Annotated in this window: 23 protein-coding genes, 3 tRNA genes and 2 pseudogenes (1 of these 28 cut by a window edge); 12 read left to right on the forward strand and 16 right to left on the reverse strand. The window is 65.1% G+C overall.

Going from position 1 to position 17,939, the window contains the following annotated elements; translation table 11 throughout:
• The 5 genes and pseudogenes from ACFE99_RS08925 to ACFE99_RS08945 form a co-directional block, all read left to right on the forward strand.
• Positions 1-749: pseudogene (locus ACFE99_RS08925) on the forward strand (alpha/beta fold hydrolase); it begins 169 nt to the left of the window's first position.
• 110 nt (positions 750-859) lie between these two features.
• Entirely contained in the window at positions 860-1,723 is an 864-nt protein-coding gene (mmaA2, locus tag ACFE99_RS08930; protein WP_375484411.1) for a cyclopropane mycolic acid synthase MmaA2, read from the forward strand.
• A gap of 118 nt (positions 1,724-1,841) precedes the next feature.
• Entirely contained in the window at positions 1,842-2,738 is an 897-nt protein-coding gene (locus tag ACFE99_RS08935) for a cyclopropane mycolic acid synthase family methyltransferase (protein ID WP_375484446.1), read from the forward strand.
• 96 nt (positions 2,739-2,834) lie between these two features.
• The gene (locus tag ACFE99_RS08940) at positions 2,835-3,536 is read left to right on the forward strand and encodes a YciI family protein (RefSeq protein ID WP_375484413.1); all 702 of its coding nucleotides are present in this window, start codon (positions 2,835-2,837) and stop codon (positions 3,534-3,536) included.
• Between the two features lie 5 nt (positions 3,537-3,541).
• A complete protein-coding gene (locus tag ACFE99_RS08945; protein ID WP_375484415.1) occupies positions 3,542-4,753 on the forward strand; it encodes an RNA polymerase sigma factor in 1,212 nt (403 codons plus the stop codon).
• Between the two features lie 74 nt (positions 4,754-4,827).
• Here ACFE99_RS08945 and rplA read toward each other — a convergent pair whose 3' ends face one another.
• From rplA to ACFE99_RS09005, 12 genes are all read right to left on the reverse strand, one after another.
• Positions 4,828-5,535: a 50S ribosomal protein L1 gene (gene rplA / locus ACFE99_RS08950; protein WP_375484417.1), complete on the reverse strand. Its 708-nt coding sequence runs from the start codon at positions 5,533-5,535 to the stop codon at positions 4,828-4,830.
• Between the two features lie 68 nt (positions 5,536-5,603).
• Positions 5,604-6,035 carry a 50S ribosomal protein L11 gene (rplK, locus tag ACFE99_RS08955; protein ID WP_375484419.1) on the reverse strand — a complete coding sequence of 144 codons (432 nt, stop codon included), beginning with the start codon at positions 6,033-6,035 and terminating at the stop codon, positions 5,604-5,606.
• A gap of 16 nt (positions 6,036-6,051) precedes the next feature.
• Positions 6,052-6,870 (reverse strand): transcription termination/antitermination protein NusG, encoded by an 819-nt coding sequence (gene nusG / locus ACFE99_RS08960; protein WP_375484421.1) that lies wholly within the window; start codon positions 6,868-6,870, stop codon positions 6,052-6,054.
• A 34-nt stretch (positions 6,871-6,904) separates the two neighbouring features.
• Entirely contained in the window at positions 6,905-7,297 is a 393-nt protein-coding gene (secE, locus tag ACFE99_RS08965) for a preprotein translocase subunit SecE (RefSeq protein ID WP_375484423.1), read from the reverse strand.
• A gap of 73 nt (positions 7,298-7,370) precedes the next feature.
• Positions 7,371-7,443 (reverse strand) — tRNA-Trp (locus ACFE99_RS08970).
• A gap of 188 nt (positions 7,444-7,631) precedes the next feature.
• Positions 7,632-8,135 (reverse strand): (3R)-hydroxyacyl-ACP dehydratase subunit HadC, encoded by a 504-nt coding sequence (hadC, locus tag ACFE99_RS08975; protein ID WP_375484425.1) that lies wholly within the window; start codon positions 8,133-8,135, stop codon positions 7,632-7,634.
• Positions 8,136-8,137: 2 nt separating this feature from the next.
• Positions 8,138-8,566 carry a (3R)-hydroxyacyl-ACP dehydratase subunit HadB gene (hadB, locus tag ACFE99_RS08980; RefSeq protein ID WP_324970068.1) on the reverse strand — a complete coding sequence of 143 codons (429 nt, stop codon included), beginning with the start codon at positions 8,564-8,566 and terminating at the stop codon, positions 8,138-8,140.
• Entirely contained in the window at positions 8,553-9,032 is a 480-nt protein-coding gene (gene hadA, locus ACFE99_RS08985) for a (3R)-hydroxyacyl-ACP dehydratase subunit HadA (RefSeq protein WP_375484428.1), read from the reverse strand. Before hadA ends, hadB begins: the two co-directional genes overlap by 14 nt.
• A gap of 49 nt (positions 9,033-9,081) precedes the next feature.
• Positions 9,082-9,249, reverse strand: a complete 168-nt coding sequence (rpmG, locus tag ACFE99_RS08990) for a 50S ribosomal protein L33 (RefSeq protein WP_083088314.1) — start codon at positions 9,247-9,249, stop codon at positions 9,082-9,084.
• 34 nt (positions 9,250-9,283) lie between these two features.
• Positions 9,284-9,357, reverse strand: a tRNA-Met gene (locus tag ACFE99_RS08995).
• A 36-nt stretch (positions 9,358-9,393) separates the two neighbouring features.
• Positions 9,394-9,466 (reverse strand) — tRNA-Thr (locus ACFE99_RS09000).
• Positions 9,467-9,586: 120 nt separating this feature from the next.
• The gene (locus ACFE99_RS09005) at positions 9,587-9,796 is read right to left on the reverse strand and encodes a type II toxin-antitoxin system VapB family antitoxin (RefSeq protein WP_375484430.1); all 210 of its coding nucleotides are present in this window, start codon (positions 9,794-9,796) and stop codon (positions 9,587-9,589) included.
• A gap of 166 nt (positions 9,797-9,962) precedes the next feature.
• Between ACFE99_RS09005 and ACFE99_RS09010 the strand changes: the two genes are divergently transcribed.
• The 6 genes and pseudogenes from ACFE99_RS09010 (at position 9,963) to ACFE99_RS09035 (ending at position 14,324) form a co-directional block, all read left to right on the forward strand.
• The gene (locus ACFE99_RS09010) at positions 9,963-10,613 is read left to right on the forward strand and encodes an MBL fold metallo-hydrolase (RefSeq protein WP_375484448.1); all 651 of its coding nucleotides are present in this window, start codon (positions 9,963-9,965) and stop codon (positions 10,611-10,613) included.
• 86 nt (positions 10,614-10,699) lie between these two features.
• The gene (locus tag ACFE99_RS09015) at positions 10,700-11,542 is read left to right on the forward strand and encodes a hypothetical protein (protein WP_375484432.1); all 843 of its coding nucleotides are present in this window, start codon (positions 10,700-10,702) and stop codon (positions 11,540-11,542) included.
• A gap of 58 nt (positions 11,543-11,600) precedes the next feature.
• Positions 11,601-12,296, forward strand: coding sequence for a crotonase/enoyl-CoA hydratase family protein (locus ACFE99_RS09020; protein ID WP_375484434.1), 696 nt, complete (start codon positions 11,601-11,603; stop codon positions 12,294-12,296).
• Between the two features lie 17 nt (positions 12,297-12,313).
• Positions 12,314-12,691: a hypothetical protein gene (locus ACFE99_RS09025; RefSeq protein WP_375484452.1), complete on the forward strand. Its 378-nt coding sequence runs from the start codon at positions 12,314-12,316 to the stop codon at positions 12,689-12,691.
• A pseudogene (locus tag ACFE99_RS09030) lies at positions 12,598-13,587 on the forward strand (molybdopterin-dependent oxidoreductase); the annotation flags it as partial. The gene ACFE99_RS09025 and the pseudogene ACFE99_RS09030, both read left to right, overlap by 94 nt.
• 590 nt (positions 13,588-14,177) lie before the next feature.
• Positions 14,178-14,324 carry a hypothetical protein gene (locus ACFE99_RS09035; protein WP_375484450.1) on the forward strand — a complete coding sequence of 49 codons (147 nt, stop codon included), beginning with the start codon at positions 14,178-14,180 and terminating at the stop codon, positions 14,322-14,324.
• A 116-nt stretch (positions 14,325-14,440) separates the two neighbouring features.
• On the opposite strand, the gene cynS is transcribed toward ACFE99_RS09035, so the two are convergent.
• The 4 genes from cynS to ACFE99_RS09055 all read right to left on the reverse strand — a co-directional run bounded on the left by cynS (position 14,441) and on the right by ACFE99_RS09055 (position 16,954).
• Entirely contained in the window at positions 14,441-14,896 is a 456-nt protein-coding gene (cynS, locus tag ACFE99_RS09040; RefSeq protein ID WP_375484436.1) for a cyanase, read from the reverse strand.
• Between the two features lie 126 nt (positions 14,897-15,022).
• The gene (locus tag ACFE99_RS09045; protein ID WP_375484438.1) at positions 15,023-15,787 is read right to left on the reverse strand and encodes a class I SAM-dependent methyltransferase; all 765 of its coding nucleotides are present in this window, start codon (positions 15,785-15,787) and stop codon (positions 15,023-15,025) included.
• A gap of 4 nt (positions 15,788-15,791) precedes the next feature.
• Entirely contained in the window at positions 15,792-16,307 is a 516-nt protein-coding gene (locus ACFE99_RS09050) for a nitroreductase family protein (protein WP_375484440.1), read from the reverse strand.
• Positions 16,308-16,345: 38 nt separating this feature from the next.
• On the reverse strand, positions 16,346-16,954 hold the full coding sequence (locus ACFE99_RS09055; protein ID WP_375484442.1) for an HD domain-containing protein: 609 nt from the start codon (positions 16,952-16,954) through the stop codon (positions 16,346-16,348).
• A gap of 104 nt (positions 16,955-17,058) precedes the next feature.
• On the opposite strand from ACFE99_RS09055, the gene ACFE99_RS09060 reads away from it, so the two are divergent.
• The coding region (locus tag ACFE99_RS09060; protein ID WP_375484444.1) for an exodeoxyribonuclease V subunit gamma at positions 17,059-17,939 on the forward strand (881 nt) is incomplete at its 3' end.

Here is a 17,939-nt window from a genome sequence, read left to right on the forward strand (position 1 = left end):
GGCTGAGGGTCATCCGCTACGACAACCGCGACGTCGGCCTGTCCAGCAAGTTCGATCGGCAGAAAGCCAGTGGATCCCGAATCGTTCAGATGGTCAAGTTCTGGCTCGGGCTGCCCGCCAAGTCCGTCTACACGCTGGAGGACATGTCCGACGACGCCGCCGCGGTGCTCGACCACCTCGGCATCGAGCACGCGCACATCGTCGGCGCGTCGATGGGCGGGATGATCGCGCAGATCTTCGCGGCGCGCTTCCCCGAGCGGACGCGATCGCTGGCGGTGATCTTCTCCAGCAACAACCGGCGCTTTCTGCCGCCGCCGGCGCCGCGCGCCTTGATGGCCGTGCTCAAGGCGCCGCCGCCCAGCTCGCCGCGGGAGGTGATCGTCGCCAACGCGATGCGGGTAACCCGCATCATCGGCAGCCCGGCTTACCCGGCGCCGGAGGAACGCATCCGCGCGGAGGCGATCGAGGGCTACGAACGCAGCTTTTACCCGTGGGGCGTACCACGACATTTCGGTGCCGTACTGGCCAGCGGCAGCCTGGTCCGCTATGACCGGCGGATCACCGTGCCGACGGTCGTCATCCACGGCAAGGCCGACAAGCTGATGCGGCCCTCGGGCGGGCGCGCGGTGGCTCGCGCGATCAGAGGGGCCCGGCTGGTGTTGTTCGACGGCATGGGCCATGAGCTGCCCGAACAGCTGTGGGATCGGGTGATCGGCGAGCTCAAGAGCAATTTCGCCAGGGCCGCCTAGGTCGGTTAGCATGCCTCGAGCACGCAATGGGAGGCCGGTTCGGCTACAGTCGCCGACGCCCTAGCCACACCGGTGAATGCCGCGAAGGCCCAGAAAGGCGCACCACTGTCATGGCAGAAAAGCTGACCCCGCACTTCGAGGACGTTCAGGCCCACTACGACCTGTCCGACGAGTTCTTCGCGCTCTTCCTCGACCCGACCCGCACCTACAGCTGCGCATACTTCGAGCGTGACGACATGACGCTGGAGGAAGCCCAGATCGCCAAGATCTACCTTGCGCTGGGCAAGCTGGGTCTGCAGCCCGGTATGACGCTGCTGGACGTCGGCTGCGGCTGGGGTGCCACGATGCGCCGGGCCATCGAGAAGTACGACGTCAACGTCATCGGCTTGACGCTGAGCAAGAACCAAGCCGCCCATGTCCAGAAGATGTTCGACCAGGTAGACACTCCCCGCTCCCGGCGGGTGCTGCTGGAGGGCTGGGAGCAGTTCGACGAGCCCGTCGACCGGATCGTTTCGATCGGCGCGTTCGAGCATTTCGGCCACGACCGCTACGACGACTTCTTCACAATGGCCCACGATGTGCTGCCCGACGACGGCGTGATGTTGCTGCACACCATCACCGGGCTGACCGGACCTCAGTGCATCGAGCGCGGCATCCCACTGACTTTCGACATGGCCCGGTTCATCAAATTCATTGTGACCGAGATCTTTCCGGGCGGCCGGCTGCCCTCGATAGAAATGGTCGAGGAGCGCTCGGCTAAAGCCGGTTTCAAGCTGACACGTCGCCAGTCGCTGCAGCCGCACTACGTCAAGACCCTCGAGCACTGGGCCGCAGCGCTGGAGTCGCACAAGGACGAGGCCATCGCGATTCAGTCCGAAGAGGTCTACGAGCGGTATATGAAGTACTTGACCGGGTGCGCGAACGGTTTCCGGACCGGCTATATCGACGTCAACCAATTCACGCTGGAAAAGTGATTCACAAGGTTTCAGCTTTCCCGGTGGGAATGCCGACGTCAGGTATGGTTGCACGTCACTGCCCGACGTTTCGTGCGTGCATCAGCCACTGAACATCGACCAGGAGAACAAGACGACCATGTCTGAGCAGCCGACTGGCACCACGAACACGCGGACGCGCCCCGAAGACATCCAAGCCCACTACGACCTGTCCGACGACTTTTTCGGCCTCTTCCAGGACTCGACCCGCACCTACAGCTGCGCCTACTTCGAGCGTGACGACATGACGCTGGAAGAGGCCCAGATCGCCAAGGTCGACCTGAACCTGGACAAGCTGGACCTCAAGCCGGGGATGACGCTGCTCGACGTCGGATGCGGCTGGGGCACGACGATGAAGCGGGCCATCGAAAAATACGACGTCAACGTCATCGGGCTGACCCTGTCGAAGAACCAGCGCGACCACTCACTGCGGCTGCTGGGCGAGATTGACACCAAGCGCTCGCATCGGGTGCTGCTGCAGGGCTGGGAAGATTTCCAGGAACCCGTCGACCGGATCGTGTCCATCGAGGCCTTCGAGCACTTCGGCTTCGAGAATTACGACGACTACTTCAAGAGGTGTTTCAACATCATGCCCGAGGACGGGCGGATGACCGTGCAGAGCAGCGTCGGCTATCACCCCTATGACCTGCACGCGCGGGGCAAGAAGATCACCTTCGAAACGGCGCGATTCATCAAGTTCATCATCACCGAGATCTTTCCGGGCGGGCGTATCCCGACCACCCAGATGATGGTCGAGCACGGCCAGAAGGCCGGTTTCATTGTGCCCGAACCGCTTTCGCTGCGGCCGCACTACGTCAAGACCCTCACAATTTGGGGTGATGCGCTGGAAGCCAACCGGGACAAGGCCTTTGAGATCACCTCGGAAGAGGTCTACAACCGGTACATGAAGTACCTGCGCGGTTGCCGCGACTACTTCGCAGACGAGGCCCTCGACTGCAGCCTGGTCACCTACCTCAAGCCCGGCGCGGTGGCGTAACTTTTTCGCACGCTGCTGTCGGATTAGGGCTGCGTCGTTCGTCGGACAGGTAGAGAGTGGAACAGCGGGTTCCGCTCACTACCGGAGGTGACCACGATGCAGTACTTCGCCCTGTTGATCAGCAAGGAGCAGGACCACACGCCCGAAGAGCGGGGCTCGGTGATGGCGGCATTCGAGAGCTTCCACGCCAAAGCCGGGTCGGCAATCCGGGCTGGTGATGCGCTGTTGCCGCAAATGGCGGGCACCCGGATCACTGGTGGTCCGGAAGCACCGACTATCACCGACAGCCCGTTCGCCGAGACCGCAGAGGTGGCTTGCGGTTACTACGTGTTCGAGGCCGAAAACCTCGACGAGGCCTTGGCGTTCGCGCGCGACGTCCCGGTTGCCCAGTACGGCGCGGTCGAAGTACGACCGACTTACCACACTGTCGATCCCGATTGGTCGCGCTCCGGCGGTGGGCAGTGGCTGGCGCTGCTGCTGGAACCACCGGCAGCCGTCAATATCCCCGGCTCGCCGGAGTGGCAGGCCGAAGCCGCCAGGCACGGCGAATTCGCTGCTGGCGTGGGCGACCACATTGTGGGCGGCGCCGCGCTGCACGAGCCGTCGACGGCGACCACGGTTCGTGTCCGCGACGGCGAGGTGCTGTTGACCGACGGGCCATACCCGGAAAGCGCCGAGATCGCGACCGGCTTCTACCTGCTGTCTGCCGCCGACCGTGACGAGGCCGTCAAGCTCGCGTCGCAGATCCCGGCTGGCGCTGTGGAGTTACGCCAGTTGGCGGGAGTCTCCGGTCTGTAAACCGCATGGCTGACCTGGACAGCGTCTTTCGGCGCGAATGGGGTCCGGCCGTGGCCACGCTCGCCCGCTGGTCCGGCGATCTCACCGTTGCCGAAGACGCTGTCCAGGAAGCTTGCGCCGAGGCGCTGCGGGCATGGCCGCGCGACGGTGTGCCCGAGCATCCCGGCGGCTGGCTGGTGACGGTTGCCCGCAATCGCGCCCGCGACCGGTTGCGCCGTGAATCGGTGCGCCCCGGAAAGGAATTGGCAGCGGTGGTGGACGAGATCCGGGCACGCACTGAGCACACCGATCCGCATCCGGTGCGTGATGACGAGCTGCGGATGATGTTCACCTGCGCGCATCCGGCGCTGGACCGAGCATCGCAGCTGGCGCTGACGCTGCGGCTGGTGTCCGGCCTGACCGTCGCCGAGATCGCCCGTGCGCTGCTGCAGACCGAGGCCGCAGTTGCTCAGCGAATCACCCGCGCCAAGAACAAGGTTCGGCACGCCAACATCCCGCTGCGGGTGCCGCCGGCCGAGTTGCTACCCGAGCGGACCCCGCATGTGCTCAGCTGTATCTACTCGGTTTTCACCGAGGGTTACTGGTCGACGGCGGGGCCCTCGGCGATCCGAGACGAACTCTGCGACGAGGGTGTCCGGCTGGCAGGAGAGCTGTGCGCGCTGATGCCTGCCGAACGCGACGCGCATGCGCTGGCGGCCCTTGTGCTGCTTCATGATTCGCGGCGAGCGACCCGAGTGGACGCTAACGGGGCGTTGGTGCCGCTGGAGGAGCAGGACCGCCGCCGCTGGGATCGCGCGCGCATCGCCCGCGGCCTGGACCGACTGCGACTGGCCGAAGGATCGACCGGCCCATATCTTCCCCAGGCCGTGATCGCCGCCCTGCACGCGACGGCCCCGTCGTGGGAAGAGACCGACTGGCAGGCCATCTGCGCGGGTTACGACCGGCTGCTGCTGGGGGCCAACTCTCCGGTGGTGCGGGCCAACCGCGCCCTGGCGGTCGGGTTGCGGGATGGCCCAGAGGCCGGGCTGGCTGCGCTGGAGGAGGTCGCGCATGATCCGCGGGTGGCCCGGATGGTGCCGCCGATCCGAGCCGACCTGCTGCGTCGCGCGGGCCGGCCTGCAGAAGCGCTCACCTGGTACCGAAAAGCCTTGGACGCCAACGGCTCAGAGGCAAGTCGCGAGTTCCTACGCCGCCGCATCGCCGAATGCGGGGGGTAGCTTTCTGTGCCGACCAGACGCAAAAGCCCCCGACACGCCGAGAAAGAAGGGGCTTTTGCGTCTGCTCGCGCGGGTTAAACCTCAGCGAAGTTGCGGGTAATGGTCGGGTCGACCGGAATGCCGGGGCCCGTGGTCGTCGAGATCGTAACCTTCTTCAGATAGCGGCCCTTTGACGTCGACGGCTTGACCCGCAGCACCTCGTCGATTGCCGCGCCGTAGTTTTCCGCCAGCCGCTTCTCGTCGAACGAGGCCTTGCCGATGATCAGGTGCAGGTTGGCCTGCTTGTCGACCCGGAAGTTGATCTTGCCGCCCTTGATGTCGGACACGGCCTTGGCGACGTCGTTGGTGACGGTGCCGGTCTTCGGGTTCGGCATCAGGCCGCGCGGACCCAGAATCCGAGCAATACGCCCAACCTTGGCCATCTGATCGGGCGTGGCGATCGCGGCGTCGAAGTCCAAAAACCCGCCCTGGATCTTCTCGATCAGGTCGTCGCTGCCGACCACGTCCGCGCCGGCCGCCTCGGCCTCGGCGGCCTTCTCTCCCACGGCGAACACCGCGACTCGCGCGGTCTTACCGGTGCCGTGCGGCAGGTTGACCGTGCCGCGCACCATCTGGTCGGCCTTGCGCGGGTCAACCCCAAGGCGGATGGCCACCTCGACCGTCGCGTCCTGGTTCTTCGACGACGTTTCCTTGGCCAGCTTGGCCGCTTCCAGCGGGGTGTAGACCCGGGTGCGGTCCACCTTCTCGGCGGCCGCGCGATATGCCTTGCTTTTCTTGCTCATTCGATTCCATCCGATCAATGGTTGTGGTCACGATGCGGGCCGCAGCTGGCCCTCCCACGGCTTGCAGACTATTCGACGGTGATACCCATCGACCGGGCAGTGCCGGCGATGATCTTGGCCCCCGCGTCGATGTCGTTGGCGTTGAGATCGGCCTTCTTCGTCTCGGCGATCTCGCGCACCTGGCCCCAGCTGACCTTGGCCACCTTGTTTCGATGCGGCTCGGCGGAGCCCTTCTGCACGCCGGCGGCCTTGAGCAACAGCTTGGCAGCCGGCGGCGTCTTGAGCGCAAACGTGAAGCTGCGGTCCTCGTAGACGGTGATCTCCACCGGGATCACGTTGCCGCGCTGGTTTTCCGTCGCAGCGTTGTAGGCCTTGCAGAACTCCATGATGTTGACGCCGTGCTGGCCGAGCGCAGGGCCGACCGGCGGCGCAGGGTTGGCCTGCCCCGCCTCAATCTGCAGTTTGATCAGCCCGACGACCTTCTTCTTCTTCGGGGCCATGTGTTCCTTTCCGGTTCTAGAGCTTGGAGACCTGAGTAAAGGTCAGTTCCACCGGTGTCTCGCGGCCGAAGATGGACACCAGCACCTTGAGTTTCTGCTGTTCGGCGTTGACCTCGCTGATTGTGGCGGGCAGCGTGGCAAACGGCCCGTCCATGACCGTGACGGACTCGCCGACCTCGTAGTCGACCTCGATGACCGGGCGCTCCAGCCCACCCTCGCTGGCCGCGGCAGGGGTGCCCGCGGCGCCCTTGGCCGGCTTCTTCGCCGCCTTCTGCGGCAGCAGGAATTTCACGACGTCGTCGAGCGAAAGCGGCGACGGACGCGAGGTCGCGCCGACGAACCCGGTCACGCCGGGCGTGTTGCGCACCGCGGACCACGAGTCGTCGGTCAGGTCCATGCGCACCAAGATGTAGCCCGGCAACACCTTGCGGTTGACCTGCTTGCGCTGACCGTTCTTGATCTCGGTGACCTCTTCGGTGGGCACCTCCACCTGGAAGATGTAGTCGCCGACGTCGAGGTTTTGCACGCGCGTCTCGAGGTTGGCTTTCACCTTGTTCTCGTAGCCCGCGTAGGAGTGGATGACATACCACTGGCCCGGCTTGCTGCGTAGCTCCGCCTTGAGCGCTTCGGCAGGGTCGAGCTCTTCGGCCGGCTCACCGGCCTCCGGTTCGGTTGCAGCAGGCTCACCGGCAACGGGCTCACCGGCGCCCGGCTCGGCCACGTCCGGCTCGGTTACACCTACGTCGTCAGCCACGGAGTCCGGGTTGACCTCCGCCTCGGCTGTCTGCAGGTCGACCGCTTCACCCGAGGGCATATCGCCGTCGAAGGTAGTCACGGTTCTTCGTCCTCTCTCATAACTTTCTGCGGCCCTAGCCGAACACCAGCAGCACCAGCTTGGCCAGGCCGAAGTCCGCCAGCCCAATCAGCGCCACCATGAACGCCAAAAAAGCCAGCACCACCGATGTGTAGGTCATCATCTGCTTGCGGTTCGGCCAGATCACCTTGCGCAGCTCGGCAACGACCTGCTTGAGGTAGGTGAATACGAACGCGAACGGGTTGCGCGACGGGCCCGCCGCCTTCTTGGCGGTCTTGACCTTGGTGTCGGTGCCGTCCCTGCCGAGCTCGACAGCCTGGGAAGCCTCCGCGCGCGCCCGCGACCGCTTGCCGGTGGGCCGCGCTGGCCGCGTCACCACGGCCGTCCGGCCGCCGCGGCCTTCCTCAGTGTCGGTGCCGGCGTCGGCATCGACGCGCTCGTCGCTCACCGCCTGCTCCTTTGTTCGCCTCGTCGGTCTGCCCTATGGTCACCCTCCAGTGTCCACCATGACACGGATCCAGCAGGGGCGACAGGACTTGAACCTGCAACCTGCGGTTTTGGAGACCGCTGCTCTGCCAGTTGAGCTACGCCCCTTTGCGGTTGTCGGCCAACCTGCGCTGCTGCGGGGCTCAACATCAGCGCCACTCCTCAGCATCGCATCGCTTAAGCATCGTCGTCGGCGCGCATAGCGCGCGCGCCACCCGTTTTAGAACCGGACAGCGCGCTGGTGATGGGCAAACCCCGAGGTGTGAGTGTACATCGGAGCAGGTGTCAGGTACTAATCACGCGATCCGGATGACCTGGCCGGATTCCCGGTCCCACCTGATCATGGCCGAGCCCTCACCCTGCTGGCCCATCAGCGTTGTGTAGGCCTCCAGGACCAGTTCCCCGCCGTCGTTGGTGCAGAGGTTCCTGGTGACGACGATGTCGGCGCCGAACCGCTCGTGCACCGAATGGATGTCCATGCGGGCCCACAGTTTATCGCCGGCCTTGATCGGCTTGTGGTAGATGAACTTCTGGTCGACCTGCACGATCTGCATGGTCTCGTAGCCAGTGTCCACATGCCTGAAAAAGTCGTTCTGGACGAGTTTGGCGAAGATCGACGCAAAGGTCAGCGGCGCGACAATGTTGTCGTAACCGAGTTCGGCGGCCGCGTCCTCGTCGTAGCTGGCGGGGTCGTCGCACTTGATCGAGTTGGCAAAGGCACGGATTTGCTCGCGGCCCACGACGAAATAGTCCGGATACCGCCAGACCATCCCCCGGATGTCGGTTTTGATGGCGCTCACGGCTACGCCAACTTTGCCGACGCGATGGCCCGGCCGAAGATCTTCTTGCCCCCGGTGGTGGCCGTCAACGCGATCGTCACCGACTTGCTCTCCGGGTCGACCGACTTCACCCGGCCGTTGAACACGAGCTCAGCGCCCTTGCCGTCGTTGGGCACCGGCACCACCGCGGTGAACCGCACGTTGTACTCGGTCACCGCACCCGGGTCGCCGACCCATGACGTGACATAGCCGCCGCCAATGCCCATGGTCAGCATGCCATGCGCGATCGCGGTATCCAGACCCACGTGCTTGGCGATTTCGTCGTCCCAGTGGATCGGGTTCAGGTCGCCGGAGACTCCGGCATAGTTCACGAGATCCTGGCGAGTCAGCGCGTACACCTTCTCCGGAAGCTGATCACCCACCTTCACCGAGCTGAACTCACGCAGCGCCATCAGAAAAGCCCTCTTCTCCTTCTTCACCGGCACGACCCGCCAAGGTCGTGTAGGTCTCCATCACTGCCTCGCCAGAGTCGTTGGTGCAGACGTTCTTGGTGACGATGATGTCGGTGCCGTGCGCCTTGCGCACCGAATCGACGTACACATCGCAATACAGCTTGTCGCCCGCCTTGATCGGCTTCAAATACTTCACCACTTGGTCAACTTGGACGATCTGGGCGTCGTGTATGGCGATGTTGGCGTACTCGAAGAACGCCGATTGGGCTTGGTAGCCGAATACCGAGATGAACGTCAGCGGCGCGGGCAACCCGTCATAGCCGAGTTCAGCGGCCGCCTTGTCCTCGAAGAATGCGGGGTCGTCGTGTTTGACGGCTGCCGCGTACTCGCGGATCTTCTCCCGCTCCACCTGGTAATGGTCGGGGTAGCGGAAATGCATCCCGACGATGTCTGCGGTCAATGGCACGGCTTTAGAACCTACTTGCTCAGGCGGACTGACAGTTTGAGGGTTGGCGTTAGCGCGTTTCGCGGTGCGGCTGGTGCTTTCCGCAGTTCGGGCAGAACTTCTTCAATTCCATCCGGTCGGGGTCGTTGCGCCGGTTCTTCTTGGTGATGTAGTTGCGGTGCTTGCACACCTCGCATGCCAAAGTGATCTTCGGCCGGATATCGGTGCTGGAGGCCACGTCGTATCTCTTCCACAGGTCCGTTGTTGTCTTGTAGCGATGGCCGGACTCGAACCGGCGACCTAACGATTATGAGTCGTTCGCTCTAACCGACTGAGCTACATCGCCTCAGGTACGCGCCGCCAGCCTGCTCGGCGTCCGCCGAGCCCCCTAACGGAATCGAACCGTTGACCTTTTCCTTACCATGGAAACGCTCTGCCGACTGAGCTAAGGGGGCGCGGGCCCTGACCGTGCTGCGGGCCTAAAAGAGGGTACAGCCTGCCGCGCAGCGCGGCCAAACCACCGGCCGGCGCCGATCGGCCAAAGTCAGCCCGTTACGGAGAAGCCACCGCGAAGTTCATCGGGTCTCGCTGGACCGCTGCGGATGCAGGGCGCCAAGACCGAACGGATCTTCGTCTTCCAGCGAAAGGTCTTCGTCGTCCATTCCACGGACGAGAGTGCGCAACGCAAGGTGGACGGCTTCCCGCGGGCCGTGTACGTGGTATCGGCGTACTACCTCGTGGATGAGGTCCTCATCGATCTGGATCTCATACTTCCGAAGCGCCATGCCCAAACGATACCCAGTTAGCCAGACACTGAACCAGTTAAGCCGGCAAACCCAGCGGGGCGGCTGCCTTCGATATCCGCCCAGTCATAGTCTTGAAGGCGTGCCCGATCCGGACCGGCTGTATTTCCGACAATTGCTCTCTGGCCGCGATTTCGCCCGCGGTGACATGTTCGCCATGCAGATGCGCAACTTCGCCTACCTGATCGGCGACCGCCAGACCGGCGACTGCCTGGTGGTCGACCCGGCCTACGCCGCCACTGACCTCGTCGACGCGCTCGAGGCCGACGGCATGCATCTGTCGGGTGTGCTGGTCACCCATCACCACCCCGACCATGTCGGCGGCACGATGATGGGTTTCCAGCTCAAGGGACTGGCTGAGCTACTCGAGCGCACCACCGTGCCGGTACACGTGAATACCCATGAGGCGCTGTGGGTTTCGCGTGTCACCGGGATCAGCATAAACGACTTGACCGAGCACTTTCACGGCGACAAGGTGCAGGTCGGCGACATCGAGATCGAGCTGCTGCACACTCCCGGCCATACGCCGGGCAGTCAGTGCTTCCTGCTCGAAGGCCGGCTGGTCGCCGGGGACACCTTGTTCCTGGAAGGCTGCGGACGCACCGATTTTCCCGGCGGCGATTCCGACGAGATGTATCGCAGCCTGCAGCAGCTGGCCAAGCTTCCCGGCGATCCGACGGTCTTCCCCGGGCATTGGTATTCGGCGGAACCGAGCGCGTCGCTGTCGGAGGTCAAACGCTCCAACTACGTCTACCGCGCCTCGGATTTGGATAAGTGGCGAATGCTGATGGGCGGCTAGCCCACAGGATTTACCTGCTGCAATGCATCCAACGAGCCGTTACGGCCACGTCAGCGCATGAGCCGCTGCTGTGATATAAGCGGAGGGTGGATTCGACGGGATGGATCCAGGACCGCTGGCACGACGTCATCAGCGCGGGCTGGGGCACCTGGTTGGCGTGGGCCGCGTGGGCCGCGTTGGTGCTCGGTGTGGTCGGACTCGTCTACATCAACCGCCAGATCCAGCGCCGCAACCGGCTGACCGCGGAGCAGACCCGTCCGCACGTCGCGATGTTCATGGAACCGCATGCCGCCGACTGGCATGTCATCGAGCTCGTGGTACGCAACTTCGGTAAGAGCGCGGCCTACGACATCCGGTTTTCGTTCACCAACCCGCCGACCGTCGCCGAATACGAGAACGCCCACGACGGTTACGCCGACGTCGTCGAGCTGCAGCTGCCCAGCGAACTGCCGATGCTTGCGCCCGACCAGGAATGGCGCATGGTGTGGGACTCCGCGCTGGATCGCGCCGAGCTGGGCGAGGCGATCGAGTCCCGCTTCTCGGGCACCGTGACCTATTACGACCGCCCCGAGCAGCCGCGCGGCTGGAGGTTTTGGCGCCGGCCGCGCCAGCCGCTGGAAACCAATGTGGTGCTGGACTGGGATGCCCTGCCGCCGGTGCAACGCATCGAGTTGATGACGACCCATGACCTGGCCAAGCGGGAAAAGCAGAAGCTGGAGCTGTTGCGCGGCCTTTTGACTTACTTCCACTACGCGAGCAAGGAAACACGCCCCGACGTGTTCCGCAGCGAGATCGAGCGCATCAACCGCGCCGCGCGCGAGACCCAGGAGCGGTGGCGCACGCGACAGCTCGAGGAGCCCACCGACGTCAGCCTGCGCTGGGGCGAGGCGGAAAACGAATTGGGCAAGCACCACGGCCAGCGGGTCTGACGCTCGACGGGCCGCATCTGATTCAATCGACGGGCTGTCGGTATCGAAGGAGCCATGCATGAGCAGCCCGGTCAGCTATCGCTACGCGGACCCGATTGCGGTCATCAAGATGGACGACGGCAAGGTCAACGCGCTGGGGCCGGCCATGCAACAGGCCCTCAACGAAGCGCTCGACAACGCCGACCGCGACGACGTCGGCGCGGTGGTGATCTCCGGCAACGATCGGGTGTTCAGCGGCGGGTTCGACCTGAAGATCTTGACCTCCGGGCAGGTGCAGCCGGCACTTGACATGCTCAAGGGCGGCTTCGAGCTTGCCCACCGGCTGTTGTCGTATCCCAAGCCGGTGGTGATGGCCTGTACCGGGCACGCGATCGCGATGGGAGCGTTCCTGCTCTCCAGCGGCGATCATCGGATCGCCGCACCGGCGTACAACATTCAGGCCAACGAGGTCGCGATCGGGATGACGATGCCGTACCCGGCGCTGGAGATCATGAAGCTCCGGCTGACGCCGTCGGCATATCAGCAGGCGGTCGGTCTGGCCAAGACGTTCTTCGGGGAGACCGCGATCGCGGCCGGTTGGCTCGACGAGATCGTGCTGCCCGAGGTGGTGCGTTCCCGCGCCGAGGAGGCTGCCCGCGAATTCGCGACACTTAGCCAGCAGGCGCATGCCGCAAGCAAGTTGCGGACCCGCGCCGAGGCGCTGACGGCGATCCGGGCCGGGATCGACGGCATGGCATCGGAGTTCGGGCGCTAACCCCCACCAGGTTTCGAATGCCCAGGTCGGGGTACGCGTCCTCGCGGGGGGCAGTTGATCGCATCGCGAAACCCTGGGGGACGCGCACCCCGTACGCGCCGGGCACGACGTGGCCGCAGCGGATCGATTGTTACCTCGCCGACGGGATCACCCCGGACTCGGTGGACCGGTGGGTGCAGTCGGCGGCGGTGTTGCACTCCAACGGGGACGGCCTGGACATCGTGGTCAAAGAGGAGTACTACACCCAGACTGTTATTGCCCGCGGCGCGATCGGCACCAACACCTCGACGGCAACACCCGACTGTGCACGGCCACGGCTGCTGCGGCGCTCAAGGAGTCGTTCGCCTGCGACGGCCAGCCCGGATCCTACACCGACGTCGACCACGCCGACGTGATTGCGTTGGTCGGCCACAACGTGGCCGAAACCCAGACGGTGCTGTGGGCGCGCATGCTGGATCGGCTGGCCGCCGACCAGCCGCCGGCGATCGTGTGCGTAGACCCGCGGCTTACCCCGGTGGCCCGAGAAGCAACGGTGCATTTGGCGCCACTGCCGGGAACCAATGTGGCGTTGATGAACGGTCTGCTGCACGAGATCATCGCCCACGACTGGGTCGACCACGACTACATCGACGCGCACACAATAGGTTTCGACGAACTGTGCAAGCGAGTCGAAGACTACCCGCCGGAGCGGGTCGCCGAGATCTGCCGCGTCGACGCCGACGACATCCGGCGCGCAGCACGGATAATCGGCACCGCGCAGCGGTTGTTGTCGACTGTGCTGCAAGGCTTTTACCAGTCCCACCAAGCCACCGCAGCCAGCGTTCAAGTCAACAATATCCACCTGATCCCGGGGCATGTTCGGCAAGCCGGGCTGCGGCGTGCTGCAGATGAACGGCCAGCCACCGCGGAGAACACCCGGGAATGCGGCGCAGACGGGGACTTGCCCGGTTTCCGTAACTGGGCCAACGACGACCACGTCGCCGATCTGGCCCGGGTATGGAACGTTGAGCCGCAGCAGATTCCGCATTACGGGCCGCCGACGCACGCCATGCAGATGTTCCGCTTCGCCGAAGAAGGCACGCTGCAGATGTTGTGGGTCACCGGGACCAATCCCGCGGTGTCGCTGCCGGAGCTGGCGCGGATCCGCGACATCCTGTCCCAGGAGCGGCTGTTTTTGGTGGTGCAGGACATCTTCATGACCGAGACCGCTGAGCTGGCCGACGTGGTGCTGCCCGCCGCGGCGTGGGCCGAGAAGACGGGCACCTTCACCAAGGCCGACCGCACCGTGCATCTGTCCGAAAAAGCCGTCGACCCACCCGGTTCGGCGCGTAGCGATCTCGAGATCTTCCTCGACTACGCCCGACGGATGGACTTCCGCGACAAGGACGGCCAGCCGCTGCCGGCGTGGACCGATCCGGAGTCGGCGTTCGAGGCGTGGAAGAAGTGCAGCGACGCCCGGCCCTGCGACTACACCGGCTTGAGCTACGACAAGCTGCGCGGCGGCAGCGGAATCCAATGGCCCTGCAACGCAGAAAATCCCGACGGCACCGAACGGCTCTACACCGACGCGAAGTTCTGGGCGCATCCGGATTACTGCGAAACGTTCACTAGAGACCTGGTGACCGGGGCGCCGATGGAGCCCGACGAAATACCGGGCCATGAACGCCTACGGCGAGGCGATCATCAAGGCGGTCCAGTACCTGCCGCCGCACGAGGTACCCAGTTCCGACTACCCGTTCGCTCTGATCACCGGGCGTACCCTGTATCACTTCCATACCCGCACCAAAACGGCTCGGGCACAGCAACTTCAAGACGCCGCACCCCCGGGGCAGGGTCACGTGCGCGGCCCGCATCTGCGGCATCCGCGACGGCGTGCTGTTTGTGCCGTTCCACTACGGCTACTGGGACGCCGACGGCGAGCGAGGTCATCACCGCGCCGGCAACGAACTCACGCTCACCGACTGGGATCCGGCGTCCAAGCAGCCGATACCCCGGACACCCGCTGGACGGAATCTCCGGCATCCATGAGGGCGACGATGGCCCCACCAGGCCGATGAATTTGACGCCGCCGCCGGAGAGACGTCTTTCGGTTGCTGGTCGCTGGATCGATCCTTCGCCATGGCCGCCTTCCTAGCTGGCGTGCATCAACGTTCGGCGGCTACCCATTCGTACGGCAAGAATTTCCCGTCGAACGTCACCACGACACGATCACCTGACGGGTGCGGCTTCTTCTGCAGGTCGACGCTGAAGTTGATCGCGCTCATGATCCCGTCGCCAAATTGCTCGTGGATGAGTTCCTTGATCGCCAGCCCGTACACCTGCAGGGCTTCGTAGAAGCGGTAGATGGTCGGGTCGGTCGGTACCGTCGTGGGTAGCCCGCCGCGCATCGGCGTCGCCGCGAGCACCGGCACCACTGACTCGTCTAGGCTCAGCTTCTCGACGAGCACCTTGGCTAGCTCAACCGGAATCGGATGCTGGCCCAGCAGCGCCGACGTGGTCCACGTGACCGGCTTTTTGATGGCGTCGGCCAGCTCCTGCCAGGTCAGCCCCTTTTGCACGCGGGCAAGCACGATCTTTTCGGTGATCTCGTTTCGGTTCATAGCTCCAGCATGCACCGCACCGGGGCCTCGGCAGTCGCTGTCTGGACCATTAGGTGCTGCTCGTATTTGATATCGCATGCGATATCGCTTGCGCGCCGACCTATATGGCTTGCCTCCGCGCTGTCCCTACCCCGGCTTGGTCGCGGTCACCAACCGCGTCGCCACCCACGGACCGCCGTACCACATGCGCCATCCGAGGTTGCGCCGTCGCACGTCGCGCCAGCCGAGTTCGCTCAACTGCTGGGCGTGCTGGCGAGTTTCCCACAAGTCCGCGATGGCGAGCCGGCCACCCGGGCGCAGCACCCGAACCGCCTCCAGCAGAGCAAGACGGCGGCCATCGCGGCTCGGAATGTTATGGATGGCAAGGCTGCTCACGACAACGTCGAAGCTTTCGTCGGCGAATGGCAGCGCGGTCATGTCGGCCGTACGTATCTCGACGCGATCGGCGACGTTCTCCAGCTCGGCATTGGCCATCGTCGCCGACGGCGAGTTGTCGGTCTGATCGGCGCGCCACAAGTCAATACCGATCGCGTGTCCGCGCGGCAGCCGCTTGGCCGCGGCCAGCAACACCGCGCCGCGTCCGCACCCCATGTCGAGCAACGTTTCATCACCCTGCAGCCGCAGCTCGTCGAGAATCTCCTCCCACACGTCGAACTTGCCGACCCGGGTGGCATGCATATAGACGGCAGCACTGGCGATCATCCCCACCCCGGCCGTTCCGGCCAGCGCGGCGGCTACCCGTCTACCGCGGGCGAAACTGATTCCGGCCCCGAGCAGAAGGGCGCCGGATTCGAGGGCGACACAGACGCCTTGGACGCGGGCCGACAGGGTGTGGAATGCCCCGTCGATTCCGTAGTCGCCCTTGCGCGTGGCGGCTGCGGTGTCCGCCATGAGGTCACCAATGTCCGTGATGGACGACCTCAGCGAAGGGCCGCCGGTTCGGTTTGCGGATCGGGGCGAGCGGGCGATCGGCGGGATACCCGATACCGAGCAGGTACGCCACCAAATAGTCGTGGGGCACGCCCAGAATCTGGCGTGCTCGCTCCTGGTCTCCCACAGAGGAATGCCCGGTTCCGATCCCGAGGTCGGTGGCCGCGAGCATCATCGCCATCGTCGCCTGACCGACGTCGTACTGGTCTGTCAGCTTCCGGCGATCACTCGGGGGTACGGGTATCACCAGCGCGATAGCGGCCGCGGCCGCGGCGATATGGCCGGCGCCCTGCCACACCGTGGAGAGATCCTGCAGCTGACCCCGGTCGGTGACGATGACAAAGTCCCACGGCTGGCGGTTTTTCGCCGACGGTGCCCGCCATCCGGCCTCGGCGATGCGGTTCAGGTCGGCTTCCGATATCGGCTCTGGCCGGTACTGTCGCACGTTGCGCCGGGCACAAATGGCGTCCCAGGTCTCCATCTCGTCCTCTCGTCAGCGCCGGGCCGGTCAGCCGTGCGTCATGATATTGCCGGTTGGCCGGCGACCTCCCGCTCCAGTGTGTCGATCACGTCGCGAAGCTCGTCGACCATCCAGTTGTCGATGCGGTCGCTGTAGACATCCAGCAGCGACCGGTAGTACCACAGGTGCTGCTGCGGGTCGTGAACCTTGAACCGCTCCCATAGCTCGTCGCCCAGGTCGCGGAAGTCACGCAGAATCGCGCGGGCGTTGTGCAGCTTGTCGGCAAGCGACACGATAATCGCCTCGTCCGAGGCCTCGCGCAGGCAGCGGATGTAGTTCTCCTTGCGCTCCTGCCAGGGCGGCTTCGGCGTCTCGAATGTGTCGCTGCATTCCGCGACGATCAACGCGACGTCGGGGCCGAACTTCTCCCGAATCTCATCGAGCGTCGCTTTACCCCCCTGGTCTTCGGCGGCGTCATGCAGCAACGCGGCGATGGCCTGCGTCTCGGTGCCGTCGGCCTCGATGACTAGGCCCGCCACCGACAACAGATGCCCGAGATACGGAGTGCCGGTGCCCTTGCGGGTCTGGGTGGCGTGCTTCTCCGCTGCGTATTGCAGGGCCTCGACGAACGACTGCGTCAGCCGTGGCGATGTTGTCTGGCTGGTCATGCTCCCCCTCTCTCGACCGCGCTCGGCCTCACTGTCGCACGCGGCGCTGACATCACCGCGAACCAGCCATCGATGTCGGTGCGGCGGTCTATCGTGGCACCGCTATGGCGCTTCATCTCCACCGTGCCGAGCGCACCGATCTACTGGCCGACGGGCTCGGCGCGTTGCTGGCCAACCCGCTGTCGGATCCGTTCGCCGAAGAGCTGGTGTTGGTCCCTGCCCGTGGCGTGGAGCGATGGCTGAGCCAGCGGTTGTCCCACGTGCTGGGCTGTACCCGCGGCGGCGACGGAGTATGCGCCGGGGTGGCGTTTCGCAGCCCGGGCTCACTGATCGCCGAGCTCACCGGCACAGTCGACGACGACCCCTGGTCACCGGAGGCGATGACGTGGCCGTTGCTGGAGGTCGTCGACTGCTCGTTGGACGAGCCGTGGTGCCGAACGTTGGCAAAACACTTGGGGCACTCCGACACCGGTACCGAGGCCGAGCTGCGACGGGGCCGGCGGTACTCGGTGGCGCGGCGGCTGGCCGGCTTGTTCGCGTCGTATGCCCGCCAGCGTCCGCAGCTGCTGGTCGACTGGCTGGACGGCCGCGTGGAGGGTCTCGACGCCGATCTGGCCTGGCAGCCGGCATTGTGGCGGGCGCTGGTGGCACGTGTGCCGGCCGATCCCCCACATATTCGGCACGGGAAAACCCTGGCTCGGTTGCGGGAGGGCCCGGCGGAGTTGCCGGCGCGGCTGTCGCTGTTCGGGCACACCCGGCTGGCGTGCACCGAGGTGGAGCTGCTCGACGCGCTGGCCACCCACCACGAGCTGCACCTGTGGCTGCCGCATCCCAGCGACGACCTGTGGCAGGCGCTGGCCGGCCTGCACGGCGCGGTGCCGCGCGCCGAGGACACCAGCAGGCACTGTGCGAAGCACCCCCTTTTGGAGACCCTCGGCCGTGATCTGCGTGAGCTGCAGCGGGGGCTGCCGGCTGATGTCGCGGC

It is taken from the genome of uncultured Mycobacterium sp. (genome assembly GCF_964249325.1).
Taxonomy (GTDB): Bacteria; Actinomycetota; Actinomycetes; order Mycobacteriales; family Mycobacteriaceae; genus Mycobacterium.

Coding starts and splice junctions, on each gene's coding strand:
- ACFE99_RS08945 (WP_375484415.1), top strand. CDS start 3,542: ATGGCTGACCTGGACAGCGTCTTTCGGCGCGAATGGGGTCCGGCCGTG.
- ACFE99_RS09050 (WP_375484440.1), bottom strand. CDS start 16,307: ATGGAGACCTGGGACGCCATTTGTGCCCGGCGCAACGTGCGACAGTAC.
- ACFE99_RS09025 (WP_375484452.1), top strand. CDS start 12,314: ATGCCCAGGTCGGGGTACGCGTCCTCGCGGGGGGCAGTTGATCGCATC.
- cynS (WP_375484436.1), bottom strand. CDS start 14,896: ATGAACCGAAACGAGATCACCGAAAAGATCGTGCTTGCCCGCGTGCAA.
- ACFE99_RS09055 (WP_375484442.1), bottom strand. CDS start 16,954: ATGACCAGCCAGACAACATCGCCACGGCTGACGCAGTCGTTCGTCGAG.
- ACFE99_RS08940 (WP_375484413.1), top strand. CDS start 2,835: ATGCAGTACTTCGCCCTGTTGATCAGCAAGGAGCAGGACCACACGCCC.
- ACFE99_RS09045 (WP_375484438.1), bottom strand. CDS start 15,787: ATGGCGGACACCGCAGCCGCCACGCGCAAGGGCGACTACGGAATCGAC.
- ACFE99_RS09005 (WP_375484430.1), bottom strand. CDS start 9,796: ATGGCGCTTCGGAAGTATGAGATCCAGATCGATGAGGACCTCATCCAC.
- ACFE99_RS09020 (WP_375484434.1), top strand. CDS start 11,601: ATGAGCAGCCCGGTCAGCTATCGCTACGCGGACCCGATTGCGGTCATC.
- mmaA2 (WP_375484411.1), top strand. CDS start 860: ATGGCAGAAAAGCTGACCCCGCACTTCGAGGACGTTCAGGCCCACTAC.
- rplK (WP_375484419.1), bottom strand. CDS start 6,035: ATGGCCCCGAAGAAGAAGAAGGTCGTCGGGCTGATCAAACTGCAGATT.
- ACFE99_RS09010 (WP_375484448.1), top strand. CDS start 9,963: ATGTTCGCCATGCAGATGCGCAACTTCGCCTACCTGATCGGCGACCGC.
- ACFE99_RS08935 (WP_375484446.1), top strand. CDS start 1,842: ATGTCTGAGCAGCCGACTGGCACCACGAACACGCGGACGCGCCCCGAA.
- rplA (WP_375484417.1), bottom strand. CDS start 5,535: ATGAGCAAGAAAAGCAAGGCATATCGCGCGGCCGCCGAGAAGGTGGAC.
- hadB (WP_324970068.1), bottom strand. CDS start 8,566: ATGGCGCTGCGTGAGTTCAGCTCGGTGAAGGTGGGTGATCAGCTTCCG.